This is a genomic window from Bradyrhizobium sp. SOJA106, from assembly GCF_059448745.1.
In genome coordinates, this window is record NZ_CM182549.1 from 2022526 (window position 1) to 2038185 (window position 15660).

11 protein-coding genes are annotated in these 15660 nt (G+C 57.3%); all 11 read left to right on the forward strand.

The window, feature by feature from the left end:
* The first annotated feature begins 11 nt into the window (after positions 1–11).
* The 11 genes from AC5V87_RS08995 to AC5V87_RS09045 all read left to right on the forward strand — a co-directional run bounded on the left by AC5V87_RS08995 (position 12) and on the right by AC5V87_RS09045 (position 15593).
* A complete protein-coding gene (locus AC5V87_RS08995) occupies positions 12–278 on the forward strand; it encodes a hypothetical protein (protein WP_495370701.1) in 267 nt (88 codons plus the stop codon).
* 323 nt (positions 279–601) lie between these two features.
* Positions 602–904: a hypothetical protein gene (locus AC5V87_RS09000; RefSeq protein WP_495370702.1), complete on the forward strand. Its 303-nt coding sequence runs from the start codon at positions 602–604 to the stop codon at positions 902–904.
* Between the two features lie 359 nt (positions 905–1263).
* The gene (locus tag AC5V87_RS09005; RefSeq protein ID WP_495370703.1) at positions 1264–1503 is read left to right on the forward strand and encodes a hypothetical protein; all 240 of its coding nucleotides are present in this window, start codon (positions 1264–1266) and stop codon (positions 1501–1503) included.
* Between the two features lie 238 nt (positions 1504–1741).
* Positions 1742–2053: a hypothetical protein gene (locus AC5V87_RS09010; protein WP_235884902.1), complete on the forward strand. Its 312-nt coding sequence runs from the start codon at positions 1742–1744 to the stop codon at positions 2051–2053.
* A 683-nt stretch (positions 2054–2736) separates the two neighbouring features.
* Positions 2737–2925, forward strand: a complete 189-nt coding sequence (locus AC5V87_RS09015; RefSeq protein WP_126261845.1) for a hypothetical protein — start codon at positions 2737–2739, stop codon at positions 2923–2925.
* Positions 2926–4807: 1882 nt separating this feature from the next.
* Positions 4808–5962 (forward strand): nodulation protein NoeE, encoded by a 1155-nt coding sequence (gene noeE / locus AC5V87_RS09020; protein WP_495370704.1) that lies wholly within the window; start codon positions 4808–4810, stop codon positions 5960–5962.
* 272 nt (positions 5963–6234) lie between these two features.
* On the forward strand, positions 6235–7134 hold the full coding sequence (gene cysD / locus AC5V87_RS09025; protein WP_495370705.1) for a sulfate adenylyltransferase subunit CysD: 900 nt from the start codon (positions 6235–6237) through the stop codon (positions 7132–7134).
* Positions 7134–9017 carry a sulfate adenylyltransferase subunit CysN gene (cysN, locus tag AC5V87_RS09030; protein ID WP_495370706.1) on the forward strand — a complete coding sequence of 628 codons (1884 nt, stop codon included), beginning with the start codon at positions 7134–7136 and terminating at the stop codon, positions 9015–9017. The genes cysD and cysN overlap by 1 nt, the downstream gene beginning before the upstream one ends.
* A gap of 2259 nt (positions 9018–11276) precedes the next feature.
* A complete protein-coding gene (locus AC5V87_RS09035) occupies positions 11277–13688 on the forward strand; it encodes a 2-aminoethylphosphonate--pyruvate transaminase (protein ID WP_495370707.1) in 2412 nt (803 codons plus the stop codon).
* A 31-nt stretch (positions 13689–13719) separates the two neighbouring features.
* A complete protein-coding gene (rtxC, locus tag AC5V87_RS09040; RefSeq protein ID WP_495370708.1) occupies positions 13720–14778 on the forward strand; it encodes a dhydrorhizobitoxine desaturase in 1059 nt (352 codons plus the stop codon).
* Positions 14779–14807: 29 nt separating this feature from the next.
* Positions 14808–15593, forward strand: a complete 786-nt coding sequence (locus tag AC5V87_RS09045; RefSeq protein WP_495370709.1) for a gamma-glutamyl-gamma-aminobutyrate hydrolase family protein — start codon at positions 14808–14810, stop codon at positions 15591–15593.
* The last annotated feature ends 67 nt before the right edge of the window (positions 15594–15660 follow it).

Sequence of the window (15660 nt, forward strand, 5' to 3'; positions counted from 1 at the left end):
AGAAATGGGCTTTGGCGCTGAAGGTCCTGAAGCCTGGGCTCATGGAAACGTCTGCTGCGGCAAGCGTGGTCGTCGGCTTTGCTGTCGCGGCCGCAGCATGGACCGTCAGAAGCGAGATCGAGGCGGTCCGCCGCATGGCCCACGATCACGTGCGCGTAGGTTTCACCATCGATAGCCGCGGCCGCCGGCGCGCGTCAGAAATGGCTTTGGCCGGTGACTGGCGCAATGACCTGGTGTTTGCGGCGATGCCTCCTGAGACCACAAAGTACCGCGTGTAAAGTTCACGGCCTCTCGAATCTCCATATTGCAAGCGGTTGGGTCGGATCGATCGTGATCAATAGCCCGCATTTGAGGCGTGACGGCGCATGCCGCACTCAATCGTCTGTTCGAGACATTCCTCGAGCCATCGGCGACACAATTTCCTTGCTCGAGGGCATGAGCAGACCAGAACGCGTTATCCCGCAGCTCACAACAGAGTGCGATCCGCGAAGCTGGACAAATAGATGTCGCGTGGTCTGCGGGACAACGGGAGCGCTCGGGCGGCGATGCCAAAGTCTCAACAGTACTCAATGAAGCAGCGGACAACCTCTTGGGATGCTGCTTGACGCAGATCAAATACGCCTGTGGCGCGAGTAGGCAGAATGGTGAATCAGGAAACCCACAAGAAGAGCGTGTCATGCCTTCATTTAATGTTCGGTTCATTAGGACCGTTTGTGACGATACCGGCCACGAACATCGTGCATGTCAGGCAGCGTTCAGGGTCGATGCTGCCTCACTGAGTGCTGCTGCACAACAGGCTGAGGCCGATTTCTGCAAGCAAAAGAGTGTGCGCGATTGGACGGTCTTCGCCGATGTGATAGAGCTTCGAACCCCGCCTGCATTGCCGCCGGTATGGGCTGGTTAGCCTGACTTTGGTGCGGGAAGTTCGCGAATTGAAACGTGGGTCAATCTGTAATGTAAGCGTGATCCCCGAGAGGCCCGCGTCGACCGTCGGCTCGAGTACAACTGGTGATGCTGGCGTCAAGTCGGAGGGCGGTTGTCTCACGACACGTAAGAGGATCTGTTTGCGATAATAAGGCGTCCGACGGCGCCTGTATTCTCGGCGATGCGGAGCACGTGAAGGAGCAGCGGGATTGCCCCAGGCACGCTCAAGTACAGGCGAATTCTGCAGAACACTCGCGTAGAGTCTTTGAGCGCAACAGTTGCTTCGATGTCACCAAATGTATAGACCGGCGATCTACGCTCGTGTCAAACGAGGACGACATGTTCGATATTTATTTGAACGAAAGACGCGATCTTTTGGTCGTTCCGCGAGGGTTTGCGATCCCCGCGGGGTTGGACGGCAGTTGGAAGAAAAAGAAGCGGGCGGTGCGTTCAGTGAGCGATGTCATTCGGCAAGATGTGCAACAGCGCGGGTACCACCGACGTAGTTTGATCTCAAATCGATCAAAGACGGCGGGCGAGACCTCGTCACAGCTCAGCCAACGCGGTCGCCTGCGCTGACCCATGCTTCAAAACGCTCTGGGCCGGATGTCGCCGATGCCGTTGAGAACCTTGCTTACGGCGAAGCCGTTGTGCGCTGGCGATGAAGTAATCCCAGGTCGTCGTCGACGGCAGGTGGGTATCCTGCTTCAATAGGCTTATGACGCAAGGTTTCTTTTGAAAAAACGGCGCACGGCGCTGCCGGCTTCGCGCAGGATAAGTATTATGGAGCTTTTCCTCGACTCGATGGCGTGCGCGCGTGAGTTTTCAGCTGTCCATACTGAAGATACTTGCCGGCCAGCCGCACGGACGGGCGAGCATCGAAGTCGTTAAACAGTATTTGGCGATCTATTACAGCAGCGGCCCAGAGTGGCCGGCGCGTATGAAGCGCATCGCGAGCCGCGCGCCGCAACTCGATATTTTCGGCCAAAGGCTGGTCGAGCGAGAGGCCGGGTGCTGGATTATCACCGACGAGGGAAGGAAGGCTCTTGAGAGGCTCGAACTGCTAGATCTGGGTGCTATGCAGGGCCAGGTTGAGCGGAAGACCGCGCAAGAGCCCGAAGATGAGTAGCCACTGATGGTGTCTTAGCAGCTGCCAACGAGTGCGCGCAGAAAGCGTTCCTTGGCAAGCGATTGAGCCGGCGCAAGGGTTATCAGCCCGACGGCTTGCCGCTCAATCCCTTGGTGATGGCCACCTACCCCGATTAGGTCGCGCAAGTGCAGTTCGGAGATAATGCAGTGGCTAGTGGTAATGTGAAGCGGTTCACCGCGATCAAGAGATGATATAGCTTCATCCAACCTGAGGATGGAGGACCTGATGTCTTCATGCGCTTCGACGCCTTGAGCTGAGCCCGGACGATGGACACGAAGGCGACATCGATATTCTCTCGCGCCCCGAGGGAGCTCTGGCACTTAGTAACGAGCGCGCGCTAAATCGCCGTGAGGTGACCATAGCAAGAGACCGTCACGATGTATCATAGGGCGTCGATGTTTGATCGCTCTAGGCATATACAAATCACGGACCGTCCTGCTTAGCTTCGAATAGAAAGACGTCGAGTGGGCTGCATTCAATAACGAAGCCTCTCAACACAGCGTCTGTATGAAGTTTATCAACAGGTGCAGTAGTCCAGACGCCTTGTCTTCCGAAAGCATGACCGAGCTAATAACTGGCGCGAGTTCCGATGACTGTCCGTTTTTAACGGTCGTCGCTCCGAAAAAACTATGCTACAAGCGCTCCACTCAGAAGGAGCATTCATGGTAAAAAAAGCAACCAAGAAACGCGTTAAGCGGCGCGAGTGGACGAAGGCGGATATCAAAGAGCTCAAAGTCCATTCGAAGGCTCGGACGCCGGTCATAAAAATAGCAAAAATGACCAAACGCAGCGTCGGCGCGCTACGCCAGAAGGCCTTAAATCTCGGAATCGGACTCGGGCATCAGCGTTAATTCAGCAACGCTGGTTAATAGCGCAGTAGGGCGGCTCGCGGGCCGCCCTCTTTGGTCATAGAAACGTTATTGCACATTGGCTTTGCCGACCCGCGCTGAGAGAGTGTTTCACGCACGTGCTGGATGGCGTTCAATGTCGCGGAACGGGCTCCATCGTCTCCCTATCTTTGAAACATTTTTTGCAAGGCGCTCTCGACAGCCGCTTGCAAGGTATGATTGCCAGTGAAGACATAGTCTTAGCCCGCGATGGGGCCAAAACGCCCAGTCCTAGGCGCGTTACTTTGAGAAGATGACCCGTCGCACACGAATCCCCTACAGAATCTAGTATTCGTTCGCCATCAGCTTCTTCAGCTTCGACGAGCAGTCTACGCGTTGGGCCGAACACATCGGCTGACCGCTTTAGCCAAATGGAAACAAACTCGCGAATGGGGCATCCTCGAAGCTCATGCTAGGCTAAAGTTTGGGTGTAAGCGGACCTCGCCGAGCCTGTTGGCTAGCTCGAGCTCCGAGGCGACATGGCGCGCTCAACAGCAATTGAAAAAGCGCTCTGTTAGCTTGATAGATGGCGGCCGAGCGGTTACGGCCTGAACCCGTCATCACCTGAGCGCCCTCGGCGTTGTGAACGAACCACAACCACGTTCGACCGCGCTGCTTCAAGACATATTCGAAGGATGGGAGACTCATGTTAGCGAGCTCCATTTCTGACAGTCGTGCGTTTGATCTTCTGAATGCCAGGGCGGGCCCTTTCCAGGCGAAGCTTCACTGTAGCAGCCCTGGGAATGAACTCGCTTGATCGGTCAACGCCACTTTCATCAAATGCGAGCTCATCCAGCGCTGCCTGTCGTTGCTCCAAAGTCGCGAGATGCTTGCGCGTTTGGCCGTCAGCGACATCTGTCCGCCGGGCATCGTTTGCGGAGGACTTAGCCGCAGCAAACCGTTTTTCTCTAGCAGCTTAGAGTGGGTTGTCACGAAGTAAGGGCCGACGTTCATCAATCGAGATACCAGGTTGAACGGTACACCCTTTTCTTTTGCCCAAATAGGTCAAAGCCATCAGGATCATCCACCGTAGCCGAGTGATGCCAAGCGCTTTTAATTTGGCAAGTTCTTGGAGACACGCACGGATCGATCTGATCTCCCACATAAATGGCCGGACAATCTCGTCTCCGTCAGTAGAGATGCGGCCAACCGCGCTTGCTGGATCTCCGGAGGCATCTTAAGTCAGGTTCCATCGTTTACAAGCCTCCTTAGCGCCGATTAGGGAGGGGCAACGCGCCAAGAGCAGGAAAATCAAATACTTGGTATAGTTCGGACGGATGGGCTGGCATACAACAGGCTGGCCGGAGCTACGGCTCAGTGTCTTGGCGGACCAAGGGCAGCATTCACGGTCGCGCCGGGAGCGATACGCGCTGACAAGATTGCTGCACCTTGCCAACTGAGATGTCATGGTCTGCCTCTTGCCGCGCTCGCCGAGCTGATCGCTCTTTTGCCGAACTTCTTTGGTGTATGCGGAGCCTCAGCGAGGTGCATGTCGCATTTACGTCTTTCAATGCCTCAGCAACAGGAAGCTTGTGATTATACGTGATAGCCTTCCATGTGCCGCGAGCGGTCTTCGGCAAACGTCCGTAGAGTTCGTTCCAACCTTCCCATATCCGCAATCAAACTTCGTGCAATTGAGCTGGCGCGCGACTTCGTTTCAACTGTCGAGCAATCGAGGATGCGATTGCAGTGTCCTTTAATCCAGCCGATCGATCGAACTGAACGGTTCTCAAGTCATGAGTGGCAGACAAAATTCTTATCGTTTTAGCGCTTTGCGGCTGGCTTTGTATCGCTCCATCGAGCGAGCGCCGACAGGGTTCACTTTTCAAGCACGAAGGTCTGAACGATGAGCGCTGGTTTTGGCCATTCGCCTGCGGTGTGCTTTCTCCTCGGTCTTCCACGGTCTGGGACGACACTCCTGGCGCATTTGCTCCAGCACCATCCAGACATTCTGGCTTCGCCTGAACCCTGGTTGATGCTGGCGCTTGAATCATTTGGCAGGGTGGATCAGCGCCATCCGGCGGGTAGCTCACTGATTGAGGCCGCGACCTCGGAATTCCTGGGGCGGATAGATCGTACGATCCCCAGCCGCGCTTTCGCCGATGCAGCATATAATCAGTATCTGGCAAAAGCGGGCAAGCGCATTATCCTAGACAAGACACCACGCTATTGGATGGCGCTTGAGTTTCTTGAATCTGTTTATCCAGAAGCGCCACACATCCTTCTGATGCGAAATCCCTATGCCATCGCGGCTTCACTGAAATCGACGTGGGGCATCCCACTGCACGCAGAATGCTCGCACCCGGTCAGCGTCTCCAGTCTCGTCGATCTCATGCTCCGTCTGCCCGACGGCATCATAACTTCACTCGCCGATTTAGTTCTAGGCCTTCCCAAGCTCACCGCGCACCGCACTCGGCCGCACACACAGTTCGTCCAGTACGAACTGCTCGTGGCTCATCCGGACGAGGAGATCCGGCGTCTATTGACGGGGCTCGGCTGTGATCCTGCGGCCGTCGCATCGGCGGGGATGAGACCAGCAGATTATCTTCGATCGAGCAGCTTCGGAGACCGGAAAATCTTGGAACGAAACGCCGTCGATCAAAGCTCTGTCAAGGCATGGCAATCTCAATTGAGCGTGGAAGAGATGCAAACCGTGACCGATCTTGTCGGCGCCGAGCTTTTGCTCGAACTCGGATATGAGCAGGAACTGGTACATGCACGGCAAGCCGGAGTCCTGGATAGGGGAGGGGAGGTAACCGAACTTTATCGTCAGATATTCCGAACCTGGTGGGATTTGCGAAGTACCAAGGCGGGAGCATTATCCGGCCCATCTCGCGCTGGAGAGCCGGGCCACACGATGGCTGAGCAGTTGCAACAGACGCTGTTGGCGTCAGAAGCTGATCGAGCTGCGGGGCTGGATGGCATTCGCAACCGCGACGCGGCTATCGAGATGTTGCGCGGCGAAGTCGCTCGGCTTGAGCGAATCCTCAATATCCGCTAGGGGATCTGAATGGTTGCGAACAAAACACGCTGGTTGATTTAGCCAAGATCCTTGACTCGCACGAGCTGATCTCCCGATCAGTGTGACGCAGGCGCCGGCGGCACCAGCGGCCTAATGCGATATGCTCCCGCGTCTGCAAGTCGCCTGTCCAACGGGGTTGAGCTATTTGAGCCATGCGTCTTGGCCGGTCGTTTCAGCGGCGGATATCCCCACGCCAGCCTGGAGCCATGGAGCGGCGAAGAACAGAGATCCTGCATCGAAAAAGAAGACATATGCTACCGAAACATCTGCGCCGCCTCGAAGCTGAATCGATTGAAATCATGCGTGATGTGGTCGCCGAGTTCAAAAGGCCGGTCATGCTTTACTCGATCGGAAAAGACTCAAGCGTAATGCTGCACATTGCGATCAAGGCGTTCTATCCTGCAAAATTGCCTTTTCCCCTGCTTCACGTTGACACCACCTGGAAGTTCCGCGAGATGATCTGCTTCCGGGACGCGACAGCCAAGCGACTCGGCCTCAACCTGATCGTCCATGTCAACAAGGAGGGCATCGCGCGCGGGATCAATCCGATCGCTTCCGGCTCCGCGCTCCATACCCAGGTGATGAAGACCGACGCGCTGAAGCAGGCGCTCGACCTCCATGGATTTGATGCCGCCTTTGGCGGAGCGCGGCGCGATGAGGAAAAGAGTCGCGCAAAAGAACGGATACTCTCCTTCCGTTCGGCCGGACACGTATGGGACCCCCGTAACCAGCGGCCGGAGCTCTGGAGCCTGTTCAACACACAAATCCGCCAGGGCGAGACCATGCGCGTGTTTGCGATGTCAAACTGGACCGAGCTCGAGGTGTGGGAATACATCATGCTTGAGAAGATTCCGGTCGTTCCGCTCTACTTCGCAAAACAAAGACCGATAGTGCGTCGAAATGGTGCGATGATCATGGTCGATGACCAGCGATTGCCGCTTAACGGCGACGAGTCGCCGGAAATGCGGATGATCCGTTTTCGCACGCTTGGATGTTATCCTTTGAGCGGGGCTATTGAATCCGATGCGACGACGATCAAAGATATCGTCGCAGAAATGCAGACTACGACTGTGTCGGAGCGCCAGGGTCGCCTAATTGATACCGACGAAGCCGCTTCAATGGAGAAGAAGAAGCGAGAAGGCTACTTTTGATGTTTACGAATCCGGCAACGGAACTGGTCCCGGCCAGGACAAAGGATCAGCTGCGATTCATCACATGTGGCTCGGTGGACGACGGCAAATCGACGCTGATCGGCCGATTACTGCACGACAGCAAGATGATCTACCACGATCAGCTCACGGCGCTGGAACGCGACAGCATCAAGCATGGTAGCACCGGCAATGACATCGACTTCGCTCTGCTCGTGGACGGGCTGGAGGCCGAACGGGAGCAGGGCATCACGATCGATGTCGCCTACCGCTTCTTCACGACGCCGCGGCGCTCCTTCATGGTGGCCGACACTCCCGGCCACGAGCAGTATACCCGCAATATGGCTACCGGCGCCTCGCATGCCCAGCTCGCCATCATCCTGATCGATGCCCGCAAGGGCGTGATGGTTCAGACCCGCCGCCACTCCTTTATCTGCTCGCTGCTCGGTATTCGTCATGTCGTGCTGGCAGTGAACAAGATTGATCTTGTCGCATATGACAAGGAGCGCTTCGATCGGATCGCCCGTGACTATCTGGCCTTTGCCGCCGGTCTCAGCTTCACCTCGATTGTTCCGATCCCGATCTCGGCCCGCTACGGCGACAACGTCGTGGACCGCTCCGCTCATGCCAACTGGTATCATGGTCCCTGCCTGCTCGAGCATTTGGAGAGCATTGACATCCAGTCCGGCACCGCAACCCAAGCTTTCCGCTTTCCCGTCCAATGGGTAAACCGGCCAAACCCGGATTTTCGGGGTTACGCCGGGTCGGTGGCTTCCGGGAGGATCTCGACAGGAGACGAGATCGTTGTCGCTGCGTCGGGGCGGACCACGCGCGTCAAGCGGATCGTGACCCACGATGGTGACCTTGTTGCCGCCGAAGCCGGGGATGCGGTTACCATTACACTAGAAGACGAAATCGATATCAGTCGTGGCGACATTCTGTCGCGACCGGACGACCGACCGAAGGTGGCCGACCAGCTTGCCGCTTATGTGATCTGGATGGACAAGGAGCCGCTCGCTCCCGGACGCAATTACGTCCTGCGGATTGGAGCGCAGACGATTTCTGGCAGCATTACCACAATTAGGCATCGAATCGACGTCAACACTTGTGAGCATCTGGCCGCCGGGACGCTTTCCCTCAACGAGATCGCCTTCTGCGATGTTGTGACCGCAACGCCCGCCGTATTCGATCCTTACGACCTCAATCGAAAGACCGGATCATTTATCGTCATCGATCGTTACACGAATCGTACGGTCGGGGCCGGCATGATTGCCTTTCCGCTACGGCGGGCCACCAATATTGCTAGGCAAGCGCTATCCGTGGACAGGAGAGTGCGCGCCGCGCTCAAGAATCAGAAGCCTTGCGTCATCTGGTTCACTGGCCTGTCTGGCGCGGGAAAGTCGACAATTGCCGACCTTGTTGATCAAAAGCTGTCTGCGATGTCGCGGCATACCATGCTGCTGGATGGCGACAACCTCCGGCACGGATTGAACGCGGACCTCGGCTTCTCGGAGGCGGATCGCGTGGAGAACATCCGGCGTGTCGGCGAAGTTGCCAAGTTGATGGCGGACAGCGGCTTGATCGTGATCTGCTCGTTCATCTCGCCCACTAGGGCCGAACGGGACAGCGTGCGCAGCCTGGTTGGAAAGGAAGAGTTCATAGAAGTCTTTGTCGATACGCCGCTCGAGGAATGCGCGCGGCGGGACCCAAAAGGCCTGTATTCAAAGGTGAAATCCGGCAAGATCAAGAACTTCAGCGGGATCGATTCGTGCTACGAGGCACCAACGACACCGGAGGTTCATCTCAGGACCATGGAGCAGACCCTAGAGCATTCAGCGGAAGCAGTAGTGGATGTCTTGATGGCGCGGTCAATTCTTGATGGTTAGAGGTCCCTCGCGTCGCACCGTCGATTCGCACAATATCCCGCAGGCTCGGCCAAGGTGATCCAGCTCAGGCGAACCTGCGATCGGACTTTTGGCTCTAAAGGAACAAAATGGTCGCACCCACTCGTCGATTGCCCGCTTCCGGTTATGTGCTCGAAGTGGATGGTCAATTCAAAACCGAGTACGCGAGCAGAGACGGAGCATGGGCGGGAGCGGAGGAGCTCAAGAAACGCCGTCCCATGCTCCAGATCAGAATCTACGATGTGACAACAAAGTCCAGAGAGGAAGTCCGACTTCCAGTAAGTTGACTTTTCGCTTGGCCCATCTTGCTGCGCGTGCCGCCGAGCTCCCGTTAAAGCCGAGCAGCGTCTCGGCCGGCTTCGATCTCTCGCGCAGTATGAGGGGCGTCGGTTTCTGGGCTTGGCCGCATCCGGCGAGTGGACACTTGCTTTCCAGAACCCGAACTTGGCAGTCGACCACGACTCCCTCATGTCGCGGCCATGCCGGCTTTCGGCAAGCTTGTTTCCGTGGCCCGCCGCTCGACGGCGGACAACGCCTGCCTACACCCGCGCCTTCGCATTGCGAGACAAAGCAGCCGCGAACCTTAGCCATCCCGCGCTGCGCTACCGACCTTCGCCGCGCTTCGGGTTCTGCTCCCTTCCGCCTGCCGTCGTTGATCGCCATGAAGGCGGCCATGGCGCGGCCGAATGGCAAGAGAGCTTATCCACGGCAAGCGACAAGGACGATCTCTCGATGATCTGCTCTGGTCAACCGTCAACCTGTCCGACCGCGGTAGACCGCGTCGAACGCGAGCTCGCCATCAACGAGCAGGCGCGAGAGGGGCCAACGCGAGCAGAACGGCTGCGAGGTGCGATTCGGCGAACCAAACCGCCTCACTGCCGAGGTACTTGCGCTCATTGAGTGCTGGACGCGATGGAACTCCGTTCACTTCGGGCTTACGGTTTGGACAACCCGTCAACCGCGGCACGCTCGCCGCGGCGGTGATTGTCCATGAGACTTTGGCGCAGCGAAGCCGCGTGCAGAACCGAGAGATGCTGCCAGCCTAACGATCGCGCTCACAGAGGCACACGTGCCACTCATCTGGGGTCGAGTCGACCTGGTCCGAGCAAAGCAGGACGACATGTTCTGCGTCACGGCCTCGCCGAAAGGTGTCGAACTGTTCGTTGCTAAAGCGACAGCAATCGCAGGCTCGCTCAGATTACCTTCAAGCCGGACTCGACCTCAGCCTGCCAGGGGCGCTTCATTCAAGCGCAACGACACCTGACAGCGGTGGTCATGTGCGGCGAGGCGTACACTTTCGAGGTACCAGCTATCGAGGAGGATCTCGGCCGCATGGCGGAGAAGCTCGGTACCTCCATCTGCCGTATGGCGAGGAATACGTGAACGGGAAGACTGGGCCATCCTTACCTGCTGGTATGCGGTCGCAGCCGGAGGCCGAGTGTCCTGATGTCGAACTCTCAAATTGTTTTCAGCTCGCTGTGAATCTCCGCACTCTCCCATCTACGTCCGGTTGCGCGGGCCGATGCGAGTGCGGTCAGGAAAAATTCACACGAGAAACTGCCCGGAGAGGGTTGAAACGCCCCTAACGTCAAGTTGTACGATCTCGAAATGGACAACGACAGTGATTGGCGTCCGAAATCCTCCAAAAAGCGACGGAGTGCGAATGCATCGAGTCTCAAGCCCACGCATCAGACTGCCGCTGCCGACAACGATCATCAAGTGTGTCGTGGCATGGTCTGCATCCAGGCGCGATGACATCCGACTGCATCGCTTTCCTAGCGCCGAGTTTGCCTGAATAGAGCAGGTCCACCGCGTAAGGTGGATCACCGACCTACTGCTTCGCGCCGGCTAGAAGCCGACGGCGCTTAAGTCTGCACATGGATGACAGTTGGGATGAGATCGCGCGTCAGCGTCACCTGCGTTCGAGCGCCCGCTCGGAAAGCCAATGTCTAGGAGATGTGAATGGCATCCGTGATGAGCTTTATGAGCGATCGCTCCGCATCTGCGATGACGGAGGTTGCCATCCGGCAGGGGTTTCGGACGCCCACCCGAAACGGACCCGCGTATGGCGCTTGGCCCGAAGCTGTTGACCTAGGAAGTCGATGCTCGCCACAGGGCTCCCTGGTGGCTGGCGTTATCCAGATCAATTGACACTACAACTTGAGGAGGAATGGTTTGACGAGACAGCGCTCTTTGCTGACGCCTGGTCCATTGTCGTTATCGCTGGCGGTCAGGAGCCAGATGCAGCTTGATCTCGCATCGCGCGATTGCGAGTTCAAGGAAGTGACCGCCTGCATGAGGCGGCTGATGCTCAGCTTGTTGGGAAATGCTGAGGACTATTCGGTGGTGCCTATTCAGGGAGGCGGCTCTTTTGCAATGGAAGCCGCGCTCTCTTCATTTGTGTCCCGAGCGGACAGGCCGCTCGTTTGCATAAACGGCATCTATGGCGAGCGCATTTTACGAATCTTGCGGCTGTGGGGCGTCGAAGCGCTGAAGCTCGTCAAGCGAGCGACCGATCCTTTGGATCCTGAAGAAATTGGCGAGTATCTGAGCCGAAATCCTGGCGTTACGCACCTATGTTTGGTGCATTGCGAGACGACAACCGGAATCGTCAATCCGCTGGACGCGATCGTGGAGGAGGCAAGGCGACGTGGCGTAAAGACCATCATCGACGCGATGAGTTCTTTTGGTGCCCTTAATATCGATCTGAGCCAGCGAGGAGCTGACGTCCTGGTCACCTCGAGCAACAAGTGCATAGAAGGGCCGCCGGGAGTAGCGTTTGTCATCGCGTCTCGCGAGCTGCTCGAGAATGCGGCTCAAGAACGGAGGTCGTTTGTGCTCGACGTGAGAGATCAATGGCTCTCGCTCGAGCGCAGCGGTGAGTGGCGATCGACCCCACCAACCCACATCGTTCAGGCAACGACAAAGGCCCTGGAGATTCTGCACGAGGAGGGTATTGATGCGAGGCGCCGCAGGTATGAGAAGATTAGGGACGATCTCGTCAAAGAACTCGAAGGAGTAGTGTCGCCGCTGCTGTCGACCGAGTTGCAATCGCCGGTCTGCGTCGCGTTCGGTGCGCCGTCCGGAATCGTGGACCAGGCAGGATTCGACGGGCTGTACCGCCACTTGGCAGCCCACAACCTTTACGTCTACTCGAAGCTGCATCTTCCGACGCGGAGTTTCCGTATCGGTTGCATTGGAGAAATCCAATCCAGCTGGATCGTGCAGTTGGGCTGCGCATTTCGTACATATTTCCGCTCCAGTCAGGGTCGGTCAGCTCCGCTGATGTCGGCCCAAGAGACATGTGGCGCTCGCGTAAAGATGCCAGCTCGAACGGGTGGAGAACCGCAGCTGTCGTTTTCAGCCGAGACCGCGGTTCTGCATGCGGGCTATCGACGCGACGCAGTGACGAAAGCCGTCGCAGTGCCGATTTACCAGAATACGGCTTATGAACTCGATGGCGATCTAAACCACATTGCTGACGTCTACAACGTCAAGGCCGACGGGTTCACCTACACGAGGATCATCAATCCGACGACCCGCGCGCTGGAAAGGCGCTACGCCGCCGTCGATATGGGAAGGGACTCGCTCGCGGTCGCGTCAGGTCAAGCGGCGACGTTCTTGGCTATCGTCAACCTGTCAAGTGGCGAAGTGGGAGACAATGTCGTCGCCTCTCCGTATCTATATGGCAATACCTGGAACCTGCTCCACAACACATTAAAGCGTCTTGGGATCAGCGTGAGGACGGCAGATCCTCGAAAGCCCGAGACGTTTGAACGTGCCATTGATGATCGCACGATATGCCTGTTCGGAGAGGTGATTTCGAATCCTTGTCTGATTCCGCTCCCCGTCAAACAGCTGGCCGAGATCGGCCGAAAGTACGGCGTGCCTTTGGTCGTGGACAATACGACAACGCCACTGGTATGCCGGCCGTCAGATCTCGGCGCTGCGATTACGACGTACTCCGCAACAAAATATATTTGCGGCCACGGTACGACGCTCGGCGGACTGATCGTTGACAACGGCGAGTTTAGCTACCGGGGAGCCTCTCGCTTTCCCTTGTTCAATCGTCCCGACGATGCGCATGGCGGAATTGTCTGGCGTAACGCGGTGCGCGATGTCGACGATCTCGGAAAGAGCGAGTTTCTCCTTAAGGCTCGCATGACCTGGTTGCGCGATACCGGCGCGGCGATCGCCCCGTTTGCGAGCTTTCAACTGATCCAGGGGCTTGAAACGCTGCCACTTCGCATGAAGCAGCACTGCGCGAATGCCAGGATCGTGGCCGACGTTCTCAAGGAGCATCCTAAAGTGCGCCGTGTCTTCTACCCGGGGCTCTTTGAAGGCGCCGATCGGGAAGTCGTCGAACAGACACTCAATGTTGCATACGGACACGGGGCGATGGTTATGTTCGAAGTGGAGGACGAACAAGCCGGGCGCAAGTTCATCCAGAACGTCGACTTGATGTATCACGTTTCGAATGTAGGCGACGCCCGCACGCTCGTGACCCATCCTGTCTCGACGACCCACACCACCGTCCCGCGGGAAAAGCGCGAAGCCGCCGGCATATTTGGCGGCTCGATCCGGCTTTGTGTCGGCATCGAAGATGTCAACGACATCCTGCGCGATCTGGACAAGGCGCTTTCCGCAATCTGACAACCAGCAAGGCGATCAGGAGGAAGTTCTCATGAATCAGGCAGATGCTTGGAAATTGAGGTCATCACGCTACGAGGCCGTTCAATTCAGCCGAGAGATCAATAAGCAGCTCTCTGAGCTGAGACCCGACAACATAACGGGAGCTGCTTATATTGCCAAAGATTACGCTGTCATCACAGCGTGCACGCTCGCGACTGTGTCAGTCTCATGGTGGCTCTACCCGCTGGCCGTCCTTCTAATTGGTGCCTACCAGCGCGGATTGACAACCATCGCTCATGATGCGGCTCACCGCACGCTCGCGAAGAACACGACCTGGAACTACGTCCTGGGCATTCTGTTCGCTTCGTATCCCTTGTTCCAGCGCCACTGGGCCTATCGGATCTCGCACGTCTATTTGCATCACCCCTATCTTGGAGACCCGGATAAGGACCCCGACCTGAAGTTCTTCCTGGCCAGCGGCGTTTACGACGTGCAGCCTCCGGAGCGGTACGCTTTCAACATGATCTGGAAGCCGATCTTCGGCGGCGCGACGGTGGCGTATCTGAAGTATCTTTGGGCGAATCGATTTTCGGTCACAGATGTCGAGGATCAGAGCCGCTCAGGCATACTTATCGACAAGTATGGCTTCTTTCTCTTCTGGATCAGCATCCTGGCCGGGTCATATGCTGTTGGACTGCTCCATATCGTCGTCCTGTTTTGGATCGTGCCCTATCTCACCGCGTTTCAGATCCTCGGCTGGTTTATCGAGCTCGCCGAGCACTCACCTATGTGCGAAACCGAGACGCAGAACGTCTATCTCACCCGGAATCGGAAAGGAAATTTCCTCGAGCGGGCCATCCTCGGGCAGAATTTGGATGAGTACCACCTTGAGCATCACCTTTCACCGGGCATCCCGTTTTGGCTGTTGCGCAAAGCTCAGAAAATCCGAATGCAGGATCCGAACTATGCGAAGGTTGCCGCGACCTGGGGCGGGCTCTTTGTCAAGGGACCTCAAGGTCAACCTAGCGTCATAGATCAGTTAAAAGAGCGAAATCGACGGTTGTATGAGCAGTCCGTTGCCCAGGTTCGCACACGAGGGCAGGTGGCGTGACGTTGCTACGGCCAGAGAGCACCCGAGCCGTGGTAGGCGTCACTTCGAACCGTCTTCTGGTCGATGCTGTGCATCGCGACTGGTTGCGGCGCAAGTACTTGCAGGCACTCTATCGTCATGCGGGCGTGGCTTGCGTCATATTGCCGACGGTCGACGCCGAAGATGCGAGGGAGGACGTCGTCCCGGCGATCATGCGCCGGCTCGACGGCTTGGTGTTGACAGGTGATGAATCGAACATCGACCCCTCCGTCCTGAGAGCGCCCGCGTCCTTGACGGAGGATGACCGGCAGGACGTTGAGGTTGGGATCCTCGACCGTCCGCGGGACAGGCTCTCTGCCGTAACTATAGAGAGCGCCATCGCGCTCGGAATGCCTATTCTGGGCATCTGCCGTGGGCTTCAGGAACTCAACGTCTATTTCGGCGGCACGCTCCGCTCATCGCTTGCGGAGTGGAGGCCGGAAAGTGGTGCGATGCATGCCGAGAAGCCAGATCGTCCAAGAGACCGCCAGTACGACGCCGCCCACAGCGTCAAGATATGTTCCGATGGCGCGCTCTTTCCAATCGCGCGGACGATCGAAGCGCAAGTCAACTCGCTGCACAATCAAGGCATCGAGGCGCTTGCCCCGGCGCTGAGGCGGGAGGCGTGGGCGCCTGACGGTTTGGTCGAGGCGGCTTCGGTCATTGGCGCCCCGACGCTGCAAATCGGTGTGCAATGGCACCCCGAATGGCACGTCTCAAGCGATCTCCTCAGCAAGCAATTGTTCAAGGCGTTTGGAGAGGCGTGTGTTGGGTACTACCGGACTAAGAAGAGGTAGAGGCGGATTGTGACATTTCAAACCAAACGTGGTCCGTGCACGTCGAAAGGACATTCCCTCGGAGCCG

Excerpts from the sequence above, each read along its gene's own strand:
- cysD (WP_495370705.1), top strand. The coding sequence starts at position 6,235 with ATGCTACCGAAACATCTGCGCCGCCTCGAAGCTGAATCGATTGAAATC.
- AC5V87_RS09005 (WP_495370703.1), top strand. The coding sequence starts at position 1,264 with ATGTTCGATATTTATTTGAACGAAAGACGCGATCTTTTGGTCGTTCCG.
- AC5V87_RS09035 (WP_495370707.1), top strand. The coding sequence starts at position 11,277 with ATGCAGCTTGATCTCGCATCGCGCGATTGCGAGTTCAAGGAAGTGACC.
- AC5V87_RS09015 (WP_126261845.1), top strand. The coding sequence starts at position 2,737 with ATGGTAAAAAAAGCAACCAAGAAACGCGTTAAGCGGCGCGAGTGGACG.
- cysN (WP_495370706.1), top strand. The coding sequence starts at position 7,134 with ATGTTTACGAATCCGGCAACGGAACTGGTCCCGGCCAGGACAAAGGAT.
- rtxC (WP_495370708.1), top strand. The coding sequence starts at position 13,720 with ATGAATCAGGCAGATGCTTGGAAATTGAGGTCATCACGCTACGAGGCC.
- noeE (WP_495370704.1), top strand. The coding sequence starts at position 4,808 with ATGAGCGCTGGTTTTGGCCATTCGCCTGCGGTGTGCTTTCTCCTCGGT.